We start from the raw sequence: 18625 nt of genomic DNA on the forward strand, positions 1-18625 counted from the left end.
TCGGTGCTTCGCCCACGGAACGCCTGCGGCAGGATGGATGCACCTGGTACGTACGCGTCACTCGCGCCCGTACTGAAGACAACCGCTGGAGACGCCCGGTGAGTTCCCCAGATCCGCAGGTTCGCGCAGCGCGAAACCTCTCAACCTCTCCCGCCGTGCGCGGGCCCGTCGTCGCGGTGACCGGCGCCGCCACCGGGGTCGGCGCCCTGCTCACCGAGCGACTCGCCGCGTCGGACGAGATCAGACAGGTACGCGCCATCGACGAACGGCGTGGCGAGTGCGCCGAGGCGCAGTGGCACATCCTCGACGTCCGCGACCCCGCCATCGCGGACAAGCTGCGGGGCGCCGACGTCGTCGTCCACCTCGCGCTCGACCTGGACCTGGAGACCGATCCGGCGGCGCGCACCGCTTACAACGTCCGGGGGACCCAGACCGTTCTGACCGCCGCCGCGGCGGCCGGCGTGCACCGGGTGGTGCTGTGCACCTCCGCGATGGTCTACGGCGCGCTGCCCGACAACGAGCTGCCGCTGTCGGAGGACGCCGAGCTGCGCGCCACCGCCGAGGCGACCGGCGTCGGGGACCTGCTGGAGATCGAACGCCTGGCGCGGCGGGCCCCGCGCGCGCATCCGGGCCTGAACGTCACCGTGGTGCGGCCGGCCGTCCTGGTCGGCGGCACGGACACCGCGCTGACCAGGTACTTCGAGTCGCCGCGGCTGCTGGTCGTGGCCGGGTCGCGGCCCGCGTGGCAGTTCTGCCACGTCGAGGATCTGTGCAGCGCCCTGGAGTACGCCGTGCTGGAGAAGGTCGACGGGGAGCTGGCCGTCGGCTGCGACGGGTGGCTGGAGCAGGAGGAGGTCGAGGAGCTGAGCGGCATCCGGCGGATGGAGCTGCCCTCGGCGGTCGCCCTCGGCGCGGCGGCCCGGCTGCACCGGATCGGGCTCACCCCGTCCCCGGCGGGGGACCTCGCCTACACGATGTACCCCTGGGTGGTCAGCGGAAGCCGGCTGCACGATTCGGGGTGGCGGCCGAAGTGGACCAACGAGGAGGTGCTCGCCGAGCTGCTGGAGGAGGTGTCCGGCCGGCACACGGTGGCCGGGCGGCGGCTGGGGCGGAAGGACGCGACGGCCGCCGGTGCGGCGGGGGCGACGGTGGCCCTGCTGGGTGCGGCGGCTGTCGTACGGCGCGCCCGGAAGGCCCGGCGACGCGTCTGACGTGCGGGAGCGGCCGATGCGGAGGCCGCGCTGTAGAAGCCTCCAAGCGTCCCGCGCGCGTGCCTGCGGAAACTCGTATTCCTTGTTGTCACACCCGTGGGGCACGATGGGGGCATGGCGCATATGAACGATCACCCCGGTGAGCAGGCGGCACAGGACCCCATCAAGCTGATCGGCATCCGGGAGACCCCGCTCTCCGTGGACGAGGTGTTCCAGGCCGTCGGGGACGACGCGGCCGGGGGAGTCGCGCTGTTCGTGGGGACCGTGCGGAACCACGACGGGGGTGCCGACGTGGACGCGCTCGGGTACTCGTGTCACCCGAGTGCCGAGGCCGAGATGCGGCGGATCGCCGAGAAGGTCGTCGCGGACCACCCCGTGCGGGCGCTGGCCGCCGTCCACCGGGTGGGGGATCTCCGGGTCGGGGACCTGGCCGTCGTCGTCGCCGTGGCCTGCCCGCACCGCGCGGAGGCCTTCGACGCCTGCCGCAAGCTGATCGACGACCTCAAGCACGAGGTGCCCATATGGAAGCACCAGAAGTTCTCGGACGGCACGGAGGAGTGGGTCGGCGCCTGCTGACCAGGGGCCGGCGCCTGCTGACGGGGGCCCGCGCCTGCTGACGGGGGGGGCGACGCCTGCTGCCTCCCCTGACCGCGGCCTGCATCCTGGCGCGGGCGCCTGCTCTTCCGCCCGGAGGCCGCTGTCGCCCGCCGACCGCCTGCTGATCCCGGCCCGATAGCCGGCTGATCCCAGTGCGTAATCCTGCTCATCGGCCCGAGCCCGCTGTCGCCGGCCGACCGCCTGCTGATCCGGCCGGAGCCCGGATGCCGCCTGCTGATCCCGGCTCGGCGTCCACTGACTCGCGGTCGGCGCGCCCTGGCGCCTCCCGGCTCCGGCCCGGCGCCCGCTGGTCCCAGCCCGTACAACCTCGGCCCGGCACGCGCGGCCCCGCGTCCGACGCCCGCGCCCGACGCCCGCGGCCCCCTGCCCGCAGTCCAGCCCCCGGCCACCCGCCGACCCCCGCCCGGTGCCCCCAGCCCCGCCCCCGCCCCCCGTCCGCTGATCCGTCTGGTCTTCGGGGATCCCCCGAAGGCGTCACAGCGGGCACGCTTCCCTCCGGTTGCGTAACCGGCACCCTAGCGTGAGCGTTGTCCGTGCAGACCGTTAATCTGCTGATCAGTCATTTGCGGACGCTCATGGCGTATGGGAGGTCGGCATGGGGGTGCTTGTCTGGCTGCTGATCCCACTGGTGGCCGCGATCGGCGGTGGGCTGTGGGGGACGTGGGCCAATCGGACCCGCAAGACGCGGGGTGACGGCCCTGAGCTGGACGGATACGCCCGGTTCCGCGAGGCCATGGAGAAGTCCCACACGGGTGCCCGCGGCGCCTGACGGGGGTGCCCTGACGGTGCGCTGACAGAGGCGTCCCGTACTGTCGTGGCATGCCACGCCGCACCGCGACGATGCTCGCCTCGACCCTGATGCTGATCGCGCTCCTGTGCGCGGGAGTCCTCATCCCCGTGCCGTACGCGGAGATGTCTCCCGGCCCGACCGTGAACACGCTCGGGGAGCACGACGGCGAGCCGGTGTTGCAGATCTCGGGGCACAAGACCTATCAGGCGGACGGCCATCTGAACATGACCACCGTCCGGGTCACCAGCGCCGACTACCGGATGAACCTGGTGGAGGCCGTCTACGGCTGGCTCGCCCACGACAGCAAGATCGTCCCGCACGACACGCTGTACCCGGACGGCAAGACGGAGGAGCAGTCCACCCAGGAGAACGCCGAGGAGTTCAGCCAGTCCCAGGAGAGCGCCAAGGTCGCCGCCCTGAAGGAGCTGGGCGTCCCGGTGAAGTCCTGGGTGATCGTCTCCACGGTCGTCAAGGGTTCCCCGGCCGAGGGCAGGCTGCACGCCGGTGACGTGATCAAGGCCGTCGACGGCACGGCGATCAAGCAGCCGTCCGACGTCGCCAAGCTGGTCACCAAGCACAAGCCGGGGCAGAAGGTCGTCTTCACCGTCGTGCCCGCCAAGGAGCAGGCCGCCGCCGAGAAGGCGAACACGGCGGCGACCAGGACGCAGGACGTCACGATCACGACGGCGACCTCGCACGACACCGGGGCCCCGCGGGCCGTGGTCGGCATCTCCGCCGGGACCGACCACACCTTCCCGTTCACCATCGACATCAAGCTCGCCGACGTCGGCGGTCCCAGCGCCGGCCTGATGTTCGCCCTCGGCATCTACGACAAGCTCACCCCGGGCAACCTCACCGGCGGGAAGTTCGTCGCCGGCACCGGCACCATCGACGACAACGGCACGGTCGGCCCGATCGGCGGCGTCGAGATGAAGACCGTCGGCGCGCGCGACCGCGGCGCCCGGTACTTCCTGACCCCCGCCGACAACTGCGCGGCGGCTGCCAAGGACACCCCGGGCGGGCTCACCCTGGTCAAGGTCAAGACCATCGGCGACGCGCTCGACGCGCTGAAGGACATCCGCAGCGGAGACACCGCCGCCCTGCCGAAGTGCACCACCAAGGGCTGAACGGGCCGTGACACGGCTGGGGGCGCCCCTGACCATCAGGGGCGCCCCCAGCGCCGTACCCCCCGAGGGGAGGGATCAGTCCGCGAACGTCGCCGCCAGGGCATCCGCCAGGCCCGGCACCAGGTCGGGGCCGGTCAGGACCTCCGTCGAGGAGTCCTTCTCCCGCAGCCGCAGCGCCGACTCGCGGCTGCCGTCGCGCAGCACGGCCACCGTCATCCGGACCTCCTGGCGCTCGGGGTGCTCGGCCACCCACCTGGCCAGCCCGGCCTCGTCGAGACCGGAGGGGACCTGGGCCTCGGCGGACGGCGGCAGCATCAGGCGCTCCACCGCGAGGGCGCAGCCGGTCACCGCGTCGGGCCAGGCGATGGTGCCGAGGAACTCGTCGAGGGGCTTGCCGGACGGGAGCTCGTCCTGCTCGATCGGGGTGAGACCGACGGTCTCGGACTCGTCCTCCAGGCCGAGCTGGGCCGCGAGCGAAGGTTCCTGAGCCCGCAGCCGTGCGGTGTCTACGAGGGCGAAGAGGCGAGCGGGCTGGTCCCAGCCGAGGCCGGAGACGTACTCGTCGATTTCGAGTACGGCCCGGGTGAGCGGGCTCGCTGCCATGGGAGTGTTGGACATGGTCACAATCCTGCCTCGTTCCCGGCCGGAATCGGGAACCGAGTAAACCGTGAGTAAGTTGCATAGGTGTGGGCCCGCGATCACGGGGGGCCACGGCGGGCCCGCGAACCCGAGGGTCTGACGGATCGACAGCGAACTTCGAGGTGCGCACCTTGGCTTTCCAGATGCCGGACCGCGGCGGAGGCCCGACGGGGCCACGGATCAGAGCGGGCCGCCCGTCCCGGAGGGTGAGGGCCCTGCTCGTGACACTGGGCGTCCTCGCCGTGCTCGGCATGGCGTTCACCATGTTCGCGGGCTTCTGGACGGACTGGCTGTGGTACCGGTCGGTGCACTACTCGTCCGTGTTCACCACCACCCTGTCGACCAAGATCGGGCTCTTCTTCGTCTTCGGTCTGCTGATGGCGGTCGCGGTCGGTCTCAACATCTGGCTCGCGCACCGGCTGCGGCCCCCGCTCAGCGCCATGTCCATGGAGCAGCAGAGCCTCGACCGCTACCGCATGGCCATCGCGCCGTACAAGAAGTGGCTGCTGCTCGCCGTCACCGCCCTGGTCGGGCTGATCGCGGGCGCCTCCGCGTCGAGCCAGTGGCGGACCTGGCTGATGTGGGTGAACGGCGTGCCCTTCCACCAGAAGGACCCGCAGTTCCACCTCGACGTCTCCTTCTACGCCTTCGACCTGCCCTGGTACCGCTTCCTGCTGGGCTTCGGCTTCGCCGCCGCCATCCTGTGCCTGATCGCCGCCGCGCTCACGCACTACCTGTACGGCGGGCTGCGCGTCACCAGCCCGGGCGCGCGCGCCACCGCCGCCGCGACCGGACACTTGTCGGTGCTGCTCGGCATCTTCGTCGCCCTCAAGGCGGTCGCCTACTGGCTCGACCGGTACGGCCTCGCGGTCAAGTCGAGCGACTTCAAGGCGACCGGCAACTGGACCGGCCTGCGCTACGTCGACGCCAACGCCTATCTGCCGGCCAAGACGATCCTGTTCTGCATCGCCGTCATCTGCGCGCTGCTGTTCTTCGCCACCCTGTGGCGGCGCACCTGGCAGCTGCCGGTCATCGGCTTCGGCCTGATGGTGCTGTCCGCGATCCTGATCGGCGGGCTGTACCCGGCCATCGTGCAGAAGTTCCAGGTCCAGCCGAACGAGCAGGCCAAGGAGGCGCCGTACGTCCAGAAGAACCTGAAGGCGACCCGCGAGGCGTACGGCATCGACCAGGCCAAGGTGACCGAGTACCCGGGCAAGTCCACGACTTCGGACAAGACCAAGCTGCGCGACCAGGTCGACGCCACGGCCAGCATCCGCATCATGGACCCGAACGTCGTCTCGCCGACGTTCCAGCAGCTCCAGCAGATCAAGGCCTACTACGGGTTCCCGACCAACCTCGACGTCGACCGGTACCCCAAGGACGGCAAGGAGCAGGACACCGTCATCGGTCTGCGCGAACTGAACCTGGACGGCATCCCGAAGAACAACTGGATCAACGACCACTTCCGCTACACGCACGGCTTCGGAGTGGTGGCCGCCAAGGGCACCGAGGCCGACTCCGAGGGCCGGCCGGTCTTCACGGAGAAGAACCTGCCGTCCCAGGGCGACCTCGGGACCTACGAACAGCGGATCTACTACGGCGAGAAGACCACCACGTACTCGATCGTCGGAGGCCCCCAGAAGGAGGTCGACTACTCCGACAACGAGCGTGAGATGACCACCAGCTACCAGGGCAAGAGCGGGGTCGACCTCGACAACCCGGTCAACCGGGCCGCGTACGCGGTGGCGTTCAACGAGCCGCAGATCCTCTACTCGGGCGCGATCGGCAAGGGTTCCCGGATCCTGTACAACCGCACGCCCAAGGAGCGCGTGGAGGCGGTCGCCCCCTGGCTGACCATCGACGGCGACGCGTACCCGGCGGTCGTGAACGGCCGCATCCAGTGGATCGTCGACGCGTACACGACGTCGAACGGCTACCCGTACGCCTCCCGTACGACCCTCGGTGACACGACGGCCGACTCGCTGACCGCGACGAACAACTCGCGCGCGGTGGTGGCCCAGCAGAACCAGGTCAACTACATCCGCAACTCGGTGAAGGCGACCGTCGACGCGTACACCGGCGAGGTCAAGCTGTACCAGTGGGACACCCAGGACCCGGTGCTGAAGACCTGGATGAAGGCATTCCCCGACACGGTGGAGCCGCGCAGCGCGATCTCCCCGCAGCTGATGGACCACCTGCGCTACCCGCAGGACCTGTTCAAGGTGCAGCGCGAGCTGCTCACCCGGTACCACGTGACGGACGCGCAGACCTTCCTCACCGGCAGCGAGGTGTGGGAGGTCCCGGACGACCCGACGAACAACTCGGGCAGCGCGGTGCCGCCGTACTACCTGAGCATGAAGATGCCGGGCCAGAGCGCGCAGGCGTTCTCGCTGACGACGACGTTCACGCCCAACGGCCGGGACAACCTCAGCGCCTTCATGGCCGTCGACTCCGATCCGCGCACCAGTGACTACGGCAAGATCAGAGTCCTGAAGCTGCCGACGAACACGACCGTCGACGGCCCCAAGCAGGTCCAGAGCCAGTTCAACTCCGAATCGGCCATCGCCGAGACCATCAGCCTCCTCAGCCGCGGGCACTCGAAGGTCGAGTACGGCAATCTGCTGACCGTGCCGCTGGACGGGGGCCTGCTGTACGCGGAGCCGGTCTACGTCCGCGGTGGCTCGCTCAAGTACCCGTTGCTGAGGAAGGTTCTGGTCACCTACGAGGGCAGGACCGCCTTCAAGGACACCCTGGACGAGGCCCTCGACGAGGTGTTCGGGGTGAAGGGTTCGACCAGACCGCCGGAGACCGGCGGCACCACCCCGCCCAGCACCGGCAATCCGACGGTCAAGCAGGCACTGGAAGACGCGCAGAAGGCGTTCGACGCCGGGCAGCAGGCGCTGAAGAACGGACCGGACTGGGACGCGTACGCCAAGGCGCAGAAGGACCTTCAGGACGCGCTGAAGCGGGCCGACGCGGCCCAGTCCAAGACGGACGGCACCGGCGGCAAGAACGGTGACAAGAACGCCGGCAAGAGCAGCGCCGAGAACAGCGACAAGAGCGCCGGCAGGAACAGCGACGAGAACCAGAGTTGATCAAGACCCCCTCGCGCCGTGGTACGGTTGACACACAACGGCGCGGGGTGGAGCAGCTCGGTAGCTCGCTGGGCTCATAACCCAGAGGTCGCAGGTTCAAATCCTGTCCCCGCTACTGAAGTCGAAGGCCCGGATCCAAAACGGATCCGGGCCTTCGTGGTGTGCGAACTCATGTACTGAGGGGAGGGACCGGCCGCGCCGCCGTGGGGAGTTGGGCGGTGTGTGTTTGACTTGTCTCTCTGTGGGCATGTCGACAAAACGCTCAAGTGACCTCACGGGCTGCGGTATACCGGGTGTACCCAGGTTGCAGGTGGTGCGACGATGGACGTTATGGGGGACAAGGCAACTCTGTTCGAGTCAGGGCGATTTGTGCAGCCTTACGACGCGGAGCCGGCCCGCGACGAGTTGGCGGACATGGGGGAAGCCGGCGAGGAGACGCGCCTCGCGCTCGCCGCGCAGAGCGGTGACGCCGAGGCGGCGAGCGTCCTCGGGGCCATGCTGCTGCGCCGCGGCGACCTCGACGGAGCCGAACCCCACCTGCGCGCGGCCACCGCGGCCGGTGACCGGGCCGCCGCCAACAACCTGGGCGTCCTGCTGCACCAGCGGGGCTACCCGGAGGAGGCGGCCGGCTGGTGGCGGATCGCCGCCGTCGCCGGTTCCGCCGCCGCCGCGCACGCGCTCGGCCGCCACCACCGGGAGCGCGGGGACGAGCCGGCCGCCGAGTACTGGCTGCGCCAGTCCGCCGAGCAGGGCCATGTCCTCGGCGCCTACGCGCTCGCCGACCTGCTGGAGCACCGCGGGGACGTCGGCGCCGAGCACTGGTTGCGGGCCGCCGCCGAGCGAGGGCACCGCGAGGCCGCCTACCGGCTGGCGCGCGCGCTCGACCGCGCGGCCGGACACGGGGACGAGACCGGGGGTGACCATGCTGTCGCCGAGGCCGAGCAGTGGTACCGGCAGGCCGCCGCGCGCGGGCACCGGCGGGCCGCGCTCCAGCTCGGGGCGATCCTGGAGAAGCGGGGCGAGCTGAAGGAGGCCGGGCGCTGGTACCTGACCTCCGCCAAGGACGGCGAGCCGCGGGCCGCCTGCGCGCTCGGCTTCCTGCTGCGCGACGCCGGCGACAGCGAGAGCGCGGCCGTGTGGTGGCTGCGCGCCGCCCAGGACGGCGACGGCAACGCGGCCAACGCGCTGGGCGCGTTGCACGCCGAGCGCGGCGAGCCCCAGACCGCCGAGCGGTGGTACCGGGCCGCGCTGGACGCCGGTGACGACAACGGCGCCTACAACCTCGGGCTGCTCTGCGCCGAGCAGGGCCGCACCGCGCAGGCCGAGCAGTGGTACCGGCGGGCCGCGTACGCCGGGCACCGCGAGGCCGCGAACGCGCTGGCCATCCTGCTGCTCCAGAACGGCGACACGAGCGGGGCCGAGCCGTGGTTCTCCAAGGCCGCCGAGGTCGGAAGCGTGGACGCCGCGTTCAACCTCGGCATCCTCTACGCCGGGCGTGGCGAGGACGAGATGGCGCTGCGCTGGTACGAGCGGGCGGCGGCGGCCGGGCACGCCGAGGCCGCGCTCCAGGTCGGGATCGCCCGGCTGCGCGAGGGCGACGAACAGGAGGCCGAACGGCATCTGCGCTGTGCGGCGGGCGGCGGCAGCGCGGAGGGCGCGTACCGGCTGGCCGCCCTGCTCGACGCGCGCCGGCCGCCGGAGCCCGCGCACGAGCTGGGGGAGATCGTGCAGGAGAAGACCGAGTGCGAGGAGTGGTACGAGCGTGCCGCCTCGCAGGGGCACCGGCGGGCGCAGGTGCGGGTCGGCATGCTCGCGGCGGCACGGGGCGATGTGGTGGAGGCGGCGCGGTGGTACCGGGCGGCGGCCGAGGCCGGGTCGCGCAACGGCGCCTTCAACCTGGGGCTGCTGCTCGCCCGCGAGGGGAGCGAGCCCGAGGCGGCGGTGTGGTGGGCCCGGGCCGCCGATGCCGGGCATGGGCGGGCGGCGCTGCGGCTGGCCCTCGTTTACGCGCGACGCGGCGAGCTGGCGGAGGGGCAGCGGTGGGCCGACAAGGCGGTCGCGCTGGGGCCGGCGGAGGTGTCCGAGCGGGCGGGACGGCTGCGGGACGCGCTGCGGGAGGAGCTCTCGGCGTGACGCCGGACACCCCGGCCCCCACTGATTTGCTTCTCGACGCTTCCCTCACGTAGTGTCGTGTTCACCGACGCGGGGTGGAGCAGCTCGGTAGCTCGCTGGGCTCATAACCCAGAGGTCGCAGGTTCAAATCCTGTCCCCGCTACTGAAGGCCCAGGGCCGGAATCCAGAGATGGGTTCCGGCCCTCGGTGTTTTCGTGCGTGTTGTCGTACACGGCAACGGTCATACGCGAAGAGCCCCGGCGGATGCCGGGGCTCCAGGGAAGCGGGGTGTCTCCTACGCGCCCGCGCAGTTCGGGCACAGCCCCCGGTACGTCACCTCGACGTCCGACACCGTGAAGCCGAAGCGCTCGGTGTCGGGGAGGTCGGCGAGGGGGTTGCCGGTCGGGTGCACGTCGCGGATCGCGCCGCACCGGGCGCAGACCAGGTGATGGTGCGGCTGGTGCGCGTTCGGGTCGTACCGCTTGGCGCGCTTGTCCGTCGTGACTTCCAGCACCTCGCCGAGCGAGACCAGTTCGCCCAGCGTGTTGTAGACGGTCGCCCGGGAGATCTCGGGGAGCCTGGCGACAGCCCGTGCGTGGACCTCGTCGGCCGTCAGATGGACGTGCTCGCCGTTCAGGACCTCGGCCACCACGCGTCGCTGCGCGGTCATCCGCCATCCGCGTCCACGCAGCCGTTCCAGAAGGTCGCTCATGGCCACCAGCCTAGCAGGAGGAGTCCCCAGATCGGGAACAGGTGTGATTTTGGATCGCCAGTTGACTTAGACAATGTCCATTGTAGGATCGGAACCGGCTTTGGCCACAGGACAGGACTAGTCAGTGATGACGCAGGAGGCGTACGTGACGCAGGGACCGCTCACCACGGAGGCCGGTGCCCCGGTCGCCGACAACCAGAACAGCGAGACGGCGGGCGTCGGCGGGCCGGTCCTCGTCCAGGACCAGCTCCTGCTGGAGAAGCTGGCGCACTTCAACCGCGAGCGCATCCCGGAGCGCGTGGTGCACGCCCGTGGCGCCGGCGCGTACGGCACCTTCACCGTGACCGCCGATGTCACGCCGTACACCCGCGCCGCGTTCCTCTCCGAGGCCGGCAAGCAGACCGAGGTCTTCCTGCGCTTCTCGACCGTGGCCGGCAACCTCGGCGCGGCGGACGCCGTCCGCGACCCGCGCGGCTTCGCGCTGAAGTTCTACACCGAGGAGGGCAACTACGACCTCGTCGGCAACAACACCCCGGTCTTCTTCGTCCGGGACGCGGTCAAGTTCCCGGACTTCATCCACACCCAGAAGCGCGACCCGTACACCGGCTCCACGGAAGCCGACAACGTGTGGGACTTCTGGTCGCTCTCGCCGGAGTCGACCCACCAGGTGACCTGGCTGTTCGGCGACCGCGGCATCCCGGCGTCGTACCGGCACATGGACGGCTTCGGCTCGCACACCTACCAGTGGAACAATGCGGCCGGCGAGGTCTTCTGGGTCAAGTACCACTTCAAGACCGACCAGGGGATCAAGAACCTCACCGCCGAGGAGGCGGAGGTCCTCGCGGGCAAGGACCCCGACTCGCACCAGCGCGACCTGCGTGAGGCGATCGAGCGCGGGGAGTTCCCGAGCTGGACCGTGGGCGTGCAGATCATGCCGGCGGCGGACGCGGCGACGTACCGCTTCAACCCGTTCGACCTGACCAAGGTGTGGCCGCACGCGGACTACCCGGTCATCGAGATCGGCAAGCTGGAGCTGAACCGCAACCCGCAGAACATCTTCGCCGAGGTCGAGCAGTCGATCTTCTCCCCGGCGCACTTCGTGCCCGGTATCGGCCCCTCGCCCGACAAGATGCTCCAGGGCCGGCTCTTCGCCTACGGCGACGCCCACCGCTACCGCGTCGGCATCAACGCCGACCACCTGCCGGTGAACCGCCCGCACGCCACCGAGGCGCGCACCCACTCCCGTGACGGCTTCCTCTACGACGGCCGGCACGGCGGGGCGAAGAACTACGAGCCGAACAGCTTCGGCGGGCCGCAGCAGACCGGCCGTCCGCTCTGGCAGCCGTTCGACGGCTTCTCGGCCGGCACCGGCAACCACCCGACCCCCGTGCACGCCGAGGACGACGACTTCGTGCAGGCGGGCAACCTCTACCGGCTGATGTCGGAGGCGGAGAAGGAGCGGCTGATCGCCAACCTCGCGGGCGCGATCTCGCAGGTCTCGCGCGAGGACATCGCCGAGCGGGCGATCGGCAACTTCGCGAGTGCCGACGCCGACTTCGGCAAGCGGCTTGAGGCGGCGGTGCAGGCGCTGCGCGGCTGAGCCGGCCGCCCTCGCGGCTGGGCGGGCCGGACCCCACGGTGCTCGGGGTCCGGCCCGCTTCGCATGTCACAGCGCGGGCGTGGGCTCGCGGGCCGGGAGCCAGCGGCGGACGATGTCGCGGACCGAGACGATCCCGGCCACGTCGCCGCGGTCGAGGACGACGAGGTGCCGGAAGCCGCCGTGCGCCATGGCGCGGGCCGCCTCCTCCAGGGTCCAGGTGGGTGCGGCGAAGACGACGTCGGTGGTGGTGTGGGCGTGGGTGCGCTCCGCGTCCGGGTTCTGCCCGAGGCCGACGGAATTGAGGATGTCGCGTTCGGTCAGGATGCCGATGCCGCCGGCGTCCGGGTCGAGGACCACGGCGGCGCCGACGCGGCGGGCGGACATCAGGGCGGCTGCCTGGCGGAGGGTGTGGGCGGGGCCGAGGGTGAGAATCACCGTGCTCATGGCGTCACGGACGAGCATGGACGGACCACCTCCTAGGAATCCCCGGGAACGGTTCAGGGATTCACAAGTTCACAAGTGGGGGTGGGCTCAGAGTGCCAGGTAAAGGGAGGGTCAACAAGGGGGCGCGCGGCGCCAGTTGAGGGCGTAGCGGGAGTACTCCCGGTCCCCTCCCCGTTCCTCACGGGCGCGGGTTGAGGTACCCCAGCAGCTCGTCGTGGAGGAGGCCGTTGGACGCCGCCGCGTCGCCGCTGTGCGGACCCGGGCGGCCGTCGAGGCCGGTGAAGGTGCCGCCCGCCTCCGTCACGATGATCGCGTTGGCCGCCATGTCCCACAGCGACAGCTCCGGCTCGGCACAGATGTCCACGGAGCCCTCGGCGACCATCATGTACGGCCAGAAGTCGCCGTACGCGCGCGTGCGCCACACCTGGCGGGACAGATCCAGGAAGCCGCCCAGGCGGTCGCGCTCCTCCCAGCCGGAGAGCGAGGAGTACGCGAAGGAGGCGTCCGCGAGCTTGCCGACGCGTGAGACGCGGATGCGGGTCGCGGAGGTGAGGTTGCGGCCGGTGAAGGCGCCGTGGCCCTTCGCGGCCCACCAGCGGCGGCCGAGCGCGGGGGCGGAGACCACGCCGACGACGGGCTGGTAGCCGCCCTCCCCTGCCTCCATCAGGGAGATCAGGGTGGCCCAGACCGGGACGCCCCGCACGTAGTTCTTCGTCCCGTCGATCGGGTCGATCACCCAGCGGCGGGGGCCCGTGCCCTCGATGCCGTACTCCTCGCCGAGGACGGCGTCCCGCGGGCGGGCGCGCTGGAGCCGGCCGCGGATGACCTCCTCCGCGGCCTTGTCCGCTTCGCTCACCGGGGTCATGTCCGGCTTCGTCTCCACCTTGAGGTCGAGGGCCTTGAAGCGGGCCGTGGTGGCGGCGTCGGCCGCGTCCGCGAGGACGTGGGCGAGGCGGAGGTCGTCGAGGTAGTCGGGCATGTGAGGAACGGTATCCGGCGGGGTCGGTACGGGGCCACCGGGGGCGGTGGGAGTGTCCCGGAGGGACGCGGCGCACCGCGCGACCGCCAGGGCGTGCCCGTGGCAGGAGAAGGGCCGGACGCACCCCGTGCTCCCTCCCAAACCCTTGACAGTGCATACAAGCGCGTCAAATCTGGGCGCAGAGTCGGTGTGGTCCAGGGAGGCGAGGATGCCTGCTGCCCGGGAGTCGCTGTTGGACGCCGCGTACACGGCGCTCGCGCGCCGGCCGTGGTCCGCCGTGCGGATGGTCGACGTGGCCGCGTCGGCCGGGGTGTCCCGGCAGACCCTGTACAACGAGTTCGGCGGCAAGGACGGCCTCGCGCGGGCGCTGGTGCGGCGGGAGGCCGACGGTTACCTCGCCGGCGTCGAGCGGGCCCTGGCCGGCCCCACCGGGGCGCGGGACCGGCTCACCGCCACCGCCGAGTGGACGGCCACCGCCGCCCGGGACAACGTGCTGGTGCGGGCCATGCTCACGGGCTGCTGGACCGAGCGGCTGCCGAGCCCGACGCTCACCGCCGTGCCCTCCACCAGCGCGGTACCGGCGCAGCGCCGGGCGGACGGGCCGCTGCCCGCGCCCCGCGACTTCGTGCGGATCGTCCGGGACCGCGCGGTGACCGCGCTGGCCGGTCCGGGCGCCGACCCGGCCGACACCGCGGAACTGCTCCGCTCCTGTGAGCTGGTCGTACGCCTCGCCCTGTCCTGCGTGGCGGCGCCGCCGGGGGAGGGCGGGATGGCGGAGCTGGTACGGGCGGTGCTGCCACGGCACCTGGCGTGAAGGCCGGCGCCTCCCGAGCGCGGTGGGCCGAGGACGCCCGGTGGGCCGGCAGCGCGCGGTGGGCCGAAGCCGACAGCTTCTAGTGGGCCGAGCCCGAGAGCTGGAGTCCGATCACCCCGATGATGACCAGGCTGATCGACACGATCTTCAGGGTGGAGACCAGGTCGCCGAGGAAGACCATGCCGTAGATGGCGGTGCCCGCCGCGCCGATGCCGGTCCACACGGCGTAGGCGGGGCCGACGTCCAGCTTCCTCAGGGACAGGGTGAGCAGACCGAAGCTGCCCAGGGCGAACGACGCGAAGGCGATCGTCGGCCACAGGCGCGTGAACCCGTGCGAGAGCTTCAGGCACACGGCGAAGCCGGTCTCCAGTATCCCGGCCACGATGACCAGCAGCCACGCCATGTGCGGTCCTCCCGTTGATCCGGATCTCCGGCTCGGTGCGATTATGCACTTACCGGCCACGCACCCCGGCAAACTACGCGAGGCTCAGTCGCCTTCCTTGCGCTCCCTGGTGGCCAGCAGCCGGCGCAGCGAGTACAGCCGTGCCGGGTCCGCGTGTCCCTCCGCCACCCACGCGTCCAGCGCGCAGTCCGGCTCGTCGTGGCTGCACGCGCGCGGGCAGTTAGCCGTACCGGGTTCGAGGTCGGGGAAGGCGTGGATCACCCGGGACGGGTCGATGTGCGCGAGCCCGAAGGAGCGGATCCCCGGGGTGTCGACGACCCAGCCTCCCCCGTCGTCCAGCGGCAGGGCGAGGGCGGAGGTGGTGGTGTGCCGGCCCCGGCCGGTCACCGCGTTGACGTGTCCCGTCAAACGCCGGCGCTCCCGCGGCACCAGCGCGTTGACCAGCGTCGTCTTGCCGACGCCCGAGTGCCCCACGAACGCGGTGATCTTGCCGTCGAGGTGTTCGCGGACCCGGTCCGACGCGTCCCCGTTCTCCAGTTCCCCGCGGCTGGTGACGACGTACGGGATGTCGAGGGCGCCGTACAGCTCCAGCAGCTTGTCCGGCGGGGCCAGGTCCGACTTGGTCATCACCAGCAGCGGCTCCAGACCGCCGTCGAAGGCCGCGACCAGGCAGCGGTCGATCAGCCGGGGGCGGGGCTCGGGGTCTGCCAGGGCCGTCACGATCGCCAGCTGGTCGGCGTTGGCGACGACCACCCGCTCGTACGGATCGTCGTCGTCGGCCGTGCGGCGCAGCACCGACGTCCGCTGCTCGATGCGGACGATCCGCGCGAGCGTGTCCTTCATGCCGGACAGGTCACCGACCAGGGCCACCCGGTCGCCCACCACGGCCGCCTTGCGGCCCAGCTCACGCGCCTTCATCGCCATCACGACCCGGTCCTCGACCAGGCAGGTCAGCCGCCCCCGGTCGACGGTGAGGACCATGCCCTCGGCCGCGTCCTCGTGCTTGGGCCGGATGTTCGTCCGCGGCCGGTTGCCCTTGCGGTTGGGACGGCTGCGGATGTCGTCCTCGTCGGTGTGCTTGCCGTAGCGGCGCATAACGTACGTCCCTACTGCCCGAGCATCCCGGTCCACAGCTCGGGGAAGTCCGGCAGGGTCTTCGCCGTCGTCGCCACGTTCTCGATCCGCACGCCCGGCACGGCCAGGCCGATGATCGCACCGGCGGTCGCCATGCGGTGGTCCTCATAGGTGTGGAAGGTCCCGCCGTGCAGCGCGCGCGGGCGGATGTGCAGGCCGTCGGCCGTCTCCGTGACGTCACCGCCCAGCTCGTTGATCTCCTTGGTGAGCGCGGCCAGCCGGTCCGTCTCGTGCAGCCGCAGATGGGCCACGCCCCGCAGGGTGGACGGCGAGTCGGCGAGCGCGGCCACCGCCGCGACGCCCGGGGTCAGCTCGCCCACGTCACCGAGGTCCACGTCGATGCCGTGGATCGCCCCCGAACCGGTGAACCCCAGGCCGTACTCGGTGAGTTCGCAGGAACCGCCCATCTCGGTGAAGATCTCCCGCAGCCGGTCACCCGGCTGGGTGGTACGGGCCGGCCAGTCCGGGATCACCACCTTGCCGCCGGTGACCAGGGCCGCCGCCAGGAACGGCTGCGCGTTGGACAGATCCGGCTCGATCGTCAGGTCCCGCCCGAGCAGCGCGCCCGGCGTCACCCGCCACACGTTCGGCTCGCCGCCCGACTCCGGGGTGTCCACCTGGGCGCCGACCGCGCGCAGCATGTCCACCGTCATCCGGATGTGCGGCATCGAGGGCAGGCTGGCGCCGGTGTGGCGGACCTCCACGCCCTGGTTGAAGCGGGGGCCCGACAGCAGCAGCGCCGACACGAACTGCGAGGACGAGGACGAGTCGATCGACACCGGGCCGCCGTCCAGGGCCCCGCCGCCGTGCACGGTCAGCGGCAACGTGCCCCGGCCGTCGTCGTCGATCCGGGCGCCGAGCACCCGCAGGGCGTCGATCACGCCGTTCAGGGGACGCTCGTACGACCGCGGGTCACCGTCGAACCGGACCGGGCCGTCGGCCAGCGCGGCCACCGGCGGCAGGAACCGCATCACCGTGCCCGCGTTGCCGACGTCGACCGTGGCCGGGCCGGACAGGCCCGTGGGCAGCACCCGCCAGGCCTCGCCGGTGCCGTCCGGGCCCACCCCCTCCTCGATCTCCACGCCCATGGCCCTGAGGGCACCGGCCATCAGCAGGGTGTCCCGGGACCGCAGCGGGCGGCGCAGCCAGCCGGGCTCGGAGGCCAGGGCCGCGAGGACGAGGGCGCGGTTGGTGACCGACTTGGACCCCGGCACGTGGACCGTCGCGTCGACGGCTCCGCTCGCGTGCGGGGCGGGCCAGAGGGCGGTGGAGGAGGTGTTCGGGGCCATGGGGCCACTTTATAAGGAGGCCGCGCCGTCAACCTTCCAGCAGCCAGCGGCCCCCGCCGATCAGCGAGCACAGCGACACCGCGTGGAACAGGAACAGCCACAGGCCCGCCGGCACGTGCGTCAGCCGCGACAACTGGTCCGCGTCCGAGTCCCCCGCCCCCGACCGGGACCGCTTGGCCTGGAGCTCGAACGGCGGCCGTACCCCGCCGGACAGCAGGAACCACACCACCGCGTACGCGAACGCGGCCTGCACCTGCGGCCCCGCCAGCCAGGACACCAGCAGGAAGGCCCCGCCCGCGAGGACCACGGTCAGCACGCCGTACGCGTTGCGGATCATCACCAGCATCGCCACCAGCAGGGCCGTGGCCGCCCACAGCAGGAGGGTGATGCGCCCGGCGGCCAGCAGCGCGGCCCCGCCGAGGCCGAGCAGCGAGGGGGCCGTGTAGCCCGCGGCGGCCGTCAGGATCATGCCCAGCCCGTACGGCTTGCCCCGGCTCACGGTGAGCCCGCTGGTGTCCGAGTGCAGCCGGATCCCGGTGAGCTGCCGGCCGGTGACCAGCGCGACCAGACCGTGACCGCCCTCGTGCGCGATGGTGATCGCGTTGCGGGATATCCGCCACACCGGGTGCGGGACGACCACGGCGAGCGCGGCGGCCAGCGTGGCCAGCACCACCCACAGGTCGGGATCGGGCTGGGTGCCGGTGAGCCGGTCCCAGAGGTCGGGCAGCGCGGTGGCGGCGAGGCTGTCCATCGGTCGGAGTGGCTCCCTGTACTGGTACGGAATCTGGCAGTGTGGCACGTATGTGCGGACGGTATGCATCGAGTCGTAGGCCCGAGGATCTCGCGGGAGTCTTCGAAGTCGAGATGGGGGTCCCCCCAGGGCGAGCGGAGTCGAGCCTCTGGGGGAGGGAGCCCGAGGAGAGCCTGGGGCCCGACTACAACGTGGCGCCGACCAAGGAGGTCTACGCCGTCCTGGACCGCCCCCTGAAAGACGCGGACTCCCCGCGTCCGGTTCGCCAGCTGCGCACGCTGAAGTGGGGCCTGGTCCCGTCCTGGGCCAAGACCCCGGAGGGCGGCGCCCGGATGATCAACGCCCGCGCGGAGACCGTCCACGAGAAGCCCGCCTACCGGCGCGCCTTCGCCACCCGCCGCTGCATCCTGCCGGCCGACGGCTACTACGAGTGGGTCACCGGCGCGCAGGAGCGCGACCTGGAGGTGGAGGGGAAGAAGAAGAGGCCGCGCAAGCAGCCGTACTTCGTGCTGCCCGCCGACGGCTCGGTGTTCGCGATGGCCGGCCTGTACGAGTTCTGGCGCGACCGGACCCTGCCCGACGACCACCCGCGGGCCTGGTGGGTCACCTGCTCGGTGATCACCACCGAGGCGGAGCAGACCCCGCTGGCCGTGGCCCCGGCCGAGGGCCCGCGCTCCCTCGCCGAGATCCACCCCCGGATGCCGCTGATGCTCACCCCGGATCGCTGGGACGCCTGGCTCGACCCCTCCCGCACCGACCCCGACGACCTGCGCGAGCTGCTCGCCCCGCCCCCGGCCGGCCTGATGCGCGCCTACCCGGTCTCCACCGCCGTCAGCAACGTCCGCAACAACGGCCCGGAGCTGCTGAAGGAGCTGGAGGGTCCGGAAGAGGGCACACTCTTCTGACG

The 18625-nt window shown here is 71.6% G+C and carries 17 protein-coding genes and 2 tRNA genes; 11 read left to right on the plus strand and 8 right to left on the minus strand.

The window, feature by feature from the left end; all coding sequences use genetic code 11:
- Positions 1–98: 98 nt before the first annotated feature.
- The 4 genes from IE294_RS27775 (at position 99) to IE294_RS27790 (ending at position 3746) form a co-directional block, all read left to right on the plus strand.
- Positions 99–1211, plus strand: a complete 1113-nt coding sequence (locus tag IE294_RS27775; RefSeq protein ID WP_189890589.1) for an SDR family oxidoreductase — start codon at positions 99–101, stop codon at positions 1209–1211.
- 114 nt (positions 1212–1325) lie between these two features.
- The gene (locus tag IE294_RS27780) at positions 1326–1787 is read left to right on the plus strand and encodes a molybdenum cofactor biosynthesis protein MoaE (protein WP_189890591.1); all 462 of its coding nucleotides are present in this window, start codon (positions 1326–1328) and stop codon (positions 1785–1787) included.
- A 637-nt stretch (positions 1788–2424) separates the two neighbouring features.
- A complete protein-coding gene (locus IE294_RS27785) occupies positions 2425–2598 on the plus strand; it encodes a hypothetical protein (RefSeq protein WP_014674871.1) in 174 nt (57 codons plus the stop codon).
- Between the two features lie 50 nt (positions 2599–2648).
- Entirely contained in the window at positions 2649–3746 is a 1098-nt protein-coding gene (locus IE294_RS27790) for a YlbL family protein (RefSeq protein WP_189890592.1), read from the plus strand.
- A 75-nt stretch (positions 3747–3821) separates the two neighbouring features.
- Here the strand turns inward: IE294_RS27790 and IE294_RS27795 are convergent, their stop codons facing one another.
- A complete protein-coding gene (locus tag IE294_RS27795) occupies positions 3822–4364 on the minus strand; it encodes a PPA1309 family protein (protein ID WP_058081844.1) in 543 nt (180 codons plus the stop codon).
- A gap of 164 nt (positions 4365–4528) precedes the next feature.
- On the opposite strand from IE294_RS27795, the gene IE294_RS27800 reads away from it, so the two are divergent.
- From IE294_RS27800 to IE294_RS27815, 4 genes are all read left to right on the plus strand, one after another.
- Positions 4529–7480 carry a UPF0182 family membrane protein gene (locus tag IE294_RS27800; RefSeq protein WP_189890633.1) on the plus strand — a complete coding sequence of 984 codons (2952 nt, stop codon included), beginning with the start codon at positions 4529–4531 and terminating at the stop codon, positions 7478–7480.
- A 41-nt stretch (positions 7481–7521) separates the two neighbouring features.
- Positions 7522–7595: transfer RNA gene (locus tag IE294_RS27805), tRNA-Met, on the plus strand.
- A 206-nt stretch (positions 7596–7801) separates the two neighbouring features.
- On the plus strand, positions 7802–9613 hold the full coding sequence (locus tag IE294_RS27810) for a tetratricopeptide repeat protein (protein WP_189890594.1): 1812 nt from the start codon (positions 7802–7804) through the stop codon (positions 9611–9613).
- Between the two features lie 68 nt (positions 9614–9681).
- Positions 9682–9755: transfer RNA gene (locus IE294_RS27815), tRNA-Met, on the plus strand.
- 132 nt (positions 9756–9887) lie between these two features.
- Here the strand turns inward: IE294_RS27815 and IE294_RS27820 are convergent.
- Positions 9888–10304: a Fur family transcriptional regulator gene (locus IE294_RS27820; protein ID WP_189818190.1), complete on the minus strand. Its 417-nt coding sequence runs from the start codon at positions 10302–10304 to the stop codon at positions 9888–9890.
- Positions 10305–10449: 145 nt separating this feature from the next.
- Between IE294_RS27820 and IE294_RS27825 the strand changes: the two genes are divergently transcribed.
- Positions 10450–11904, plus strand: coding sequence for a catalase (locus IE294_RS27825; protein ID WP_189890596.1), 1455 nt, complete (start codon positions 10450–10452; stop codon positions 11902–11904).
- Positions 11905–11970: 66 nt separating this feature from the next.
- On the opposite strand, the gene IE294_RS27830 is transcribed toward IE294_RS27825, so the two are convergent.
- Both IE294_RS27830 and hisN read right to left on the minus strand, forming a co-directional pair.
- Positions 11971–12366, minus strand: a complete 396-nt coding sequence (locus tag IE294_RS27830) for a CBS domain-containing protein (protein WP_189890598.1) — start codon at positions 12364–12366, stop codon at positions 11971–11973.
- Between the two features lie 160 nt (positions 12367–12526).
- A complete protein-coding gene (hisN, locus tag IE294_RS27835) occupies positions 12527–13327 on the minus strand; it encodes a histidinol-phosphatase (RefSeq protein ID WP_189890601.1) in 801 nt (266 codons plus the stop codon).
- Positions 13328–13535: 208 nt separating this feature from the next.
- Here hisN and IE294_RS27840 point away from each other — a divergent pair, with 208 nt between their 5' ends.
- Complete coding sequence (locus tag IE294_RS27840; protein WP_189890602.1) at positions 13536–14141, plus strand: TetR/AcrR family transcriptional regulator; 606 nt, start codon at positions 13536–13538, stop codon at positions 14139–14141.
- Positions 14142–14220: 79 nt separating this feature from the next.
- Here the strand turns inward: IE294_RS27840 and IE294_RS27845 are convergent, their stop codons facing one another.
- From IE294_RS27845 to IE294_RS27860, 4 genes are all read right to left on the minus strand, one after another.
- Positions 14221–14544 (minus strand): DMT family transporter, encoded by a 324-nt coding sequence (locus IE294_RS27845; protein WP_103812495.1) that lies wholly within the window; start codon positions 14542–14544, stop codon positions 14221–14223.
- A gap of 84 nt (positions 14545–14628) precedes the next feature.
- Positions 14629–15639 carry a ribosome small subunit-dependent GTPase A gene (rsgA, locus tag IE294_RS27850; protein ID WP_189890604.1) on the minus strand — a complete coding sequence of 337 codons (1011 nt, stop codon included), beginning with the start codon at positions 15637–15639 and terminating at the stop codon, positions 14629–14631.
- A gap of 11 nt (positions 15640–15650) precedes the next feature.
- The gene (aroA, locus tag IE294_RS27855) at positions 15651–16967 is read right to left on the minus strand and encodes a 3-phosphoshikimate 1-carboxyvinyltransferase (protein WP_189890606.1); all 1317 of its coding nucleotides are present in this window, start codon (positions 16965–16967) and stop codon (positions 15651–15653) included.
- A gap of 28 nt (positions 16968–16995) precedes the next feature.
- Positions 16996–17718, minus strand: a complete 723-nt coding sequence (locus IE294_RS27860) for a M50 family metallopeptidase (protein WP_189818197.1) — start codon at positions 17716–17718, stop codon at positions 16996–16998.
- Positions 17719–17768: 50 nt separating this feature from the next.
- Here IE294_RS27860 and IE294_RS27865 point away from each other — a divergent pair, with 50 nt between their 5' ends.
- Entirely contained in the window at positions 17769–18623 is an 855-nt protein-coding gene (locus IE294_RS27865; protein ID WP_189890608.1) for an SOS response-associated peptidase, read from the plus strand.
- Positions 18624–18625: the final 2 nt, after the last annotated feature.

The organism is Streptomyces canarius, assembly GCF_014650735.1.
GTDB lineage: Bacteria > Actinomycetota > Actinomycetes > Streptomycetales > Streptomycetaceae > Streptomyces > Streptomyces olivaceoviridis.

What these genes read in the sequence shown, in the direction of transcription:
- aroA (WP_189890606.1), bottom strand. Translation starts at nt 16,967, where the DNA reads ATGGCCCCGAACACCTCCTCCACCGCCCTCTGGCCCGCCCCGCACGCG.
- hisN (WP_189890601.1), bottom strand. Translation starts at nt 13,327, where the DNA reads ATGCCCGACTACCTCGACGACCTCCGCCTCGCCCACGTCCTCGCGGAC.
- IE294_RS27860 (WP_189818197.1), bottom strand. Translation starts at nt 17,718, where the DNA reads ATGGACAGCCTCGCCGCCACCGCGCTGCCCGACCTCTGGGACCGGCTC.
- IE294_RS27780 (WP_189890591.1), top strand. Translation starts at nt 1,326, where the DNA reads ATGGCGCATATGAACGATCACCCCGGTGAGCAGGCGGCACAGGACCCC.
- IE294_RS27810 (WP_189890594.1), top strand. Translation starts at nt 7,802, where the DNA reads ATGGACGTTATGGGGGACAAGGCAACTCTGTTCGAGTCAGGGCGATTT.
- IE294_RS27785 (WP_014674871.1), top strand. Translation starts at nt 2,425, where the DNA reads ATGGGGGTGCTTGTCTGGCTGCTGATCCCACTGGTGGCCGCGATCGGC.
- rsgA (WP_189890604.1), bottom strand. Translation starts at nt 15,639, where the DNA reads ATGCGCCGCTACGGCAAGCACACCGACGAGGACGACATCCGCAGCCGT.
- IE294_RS27800 (WP_189890633.1), top strand. Translation starts at nt 4,529, where the DNA reads ATGCCGGACCGCGGCGGAGGCCCGACGGGGCCACGGATCAGAGCGGGC.
- IE294_RS27840 (WP_189890602.1), top strand. Translation starts at nt 13,536, where the DNA reads ATGCCTGCTGCCCGGGAGTCGCTGTTGGACGCCGCGTACACGGCGCTC.
- IE294_RS27845 (WP_103812495.1), bottom strand. Translation starts at nt 14,544, where the DNA reads ATGGCGTGGCTGCTGGTCATCGTGGCCGGGATACTGGAGACCGGCTTC.
- IE294_RS27790 (WP_189890592.1), top strand. Translation starts at nt 2,649, where the DNA reads ATGCCACGCCGCACCGCGACGATGCTCGCCTCGACCCTGATGCTGATC.
- IE294_RS27795 (WP_058081844.1), bottom strand. Translation starts at nt 4,364, where the DNA reads ATGTCCAACACTCCCATGGCAGCGAGCCCGCTCACCCGGGCCGTACTC.
- IE294_RS27830 (WP_189890598.1), bottom strand. Translation starts at nt 12,366, where the DNA reads ATGCTCGTCCGTGACGCCATGAGCACGGTGATTCTCACCCTCGGCCCC.
- IE294_RS27865 (WP_189890608.1), top strand. Translation starts at nt 17,769, where the DNA reads ATGTGCGGACGGTATGCATCGAGTCGTAGGCCCGAGGATCTCGCGGGA.
- IE294_RS27820 (WP_189818190.1), bottom strand. Translation starts at nt 10,304, where the DNA reads ATGAGCGACCTTCTGGAACGGCTGCGTGGACGCGGATGGCGGATGACC.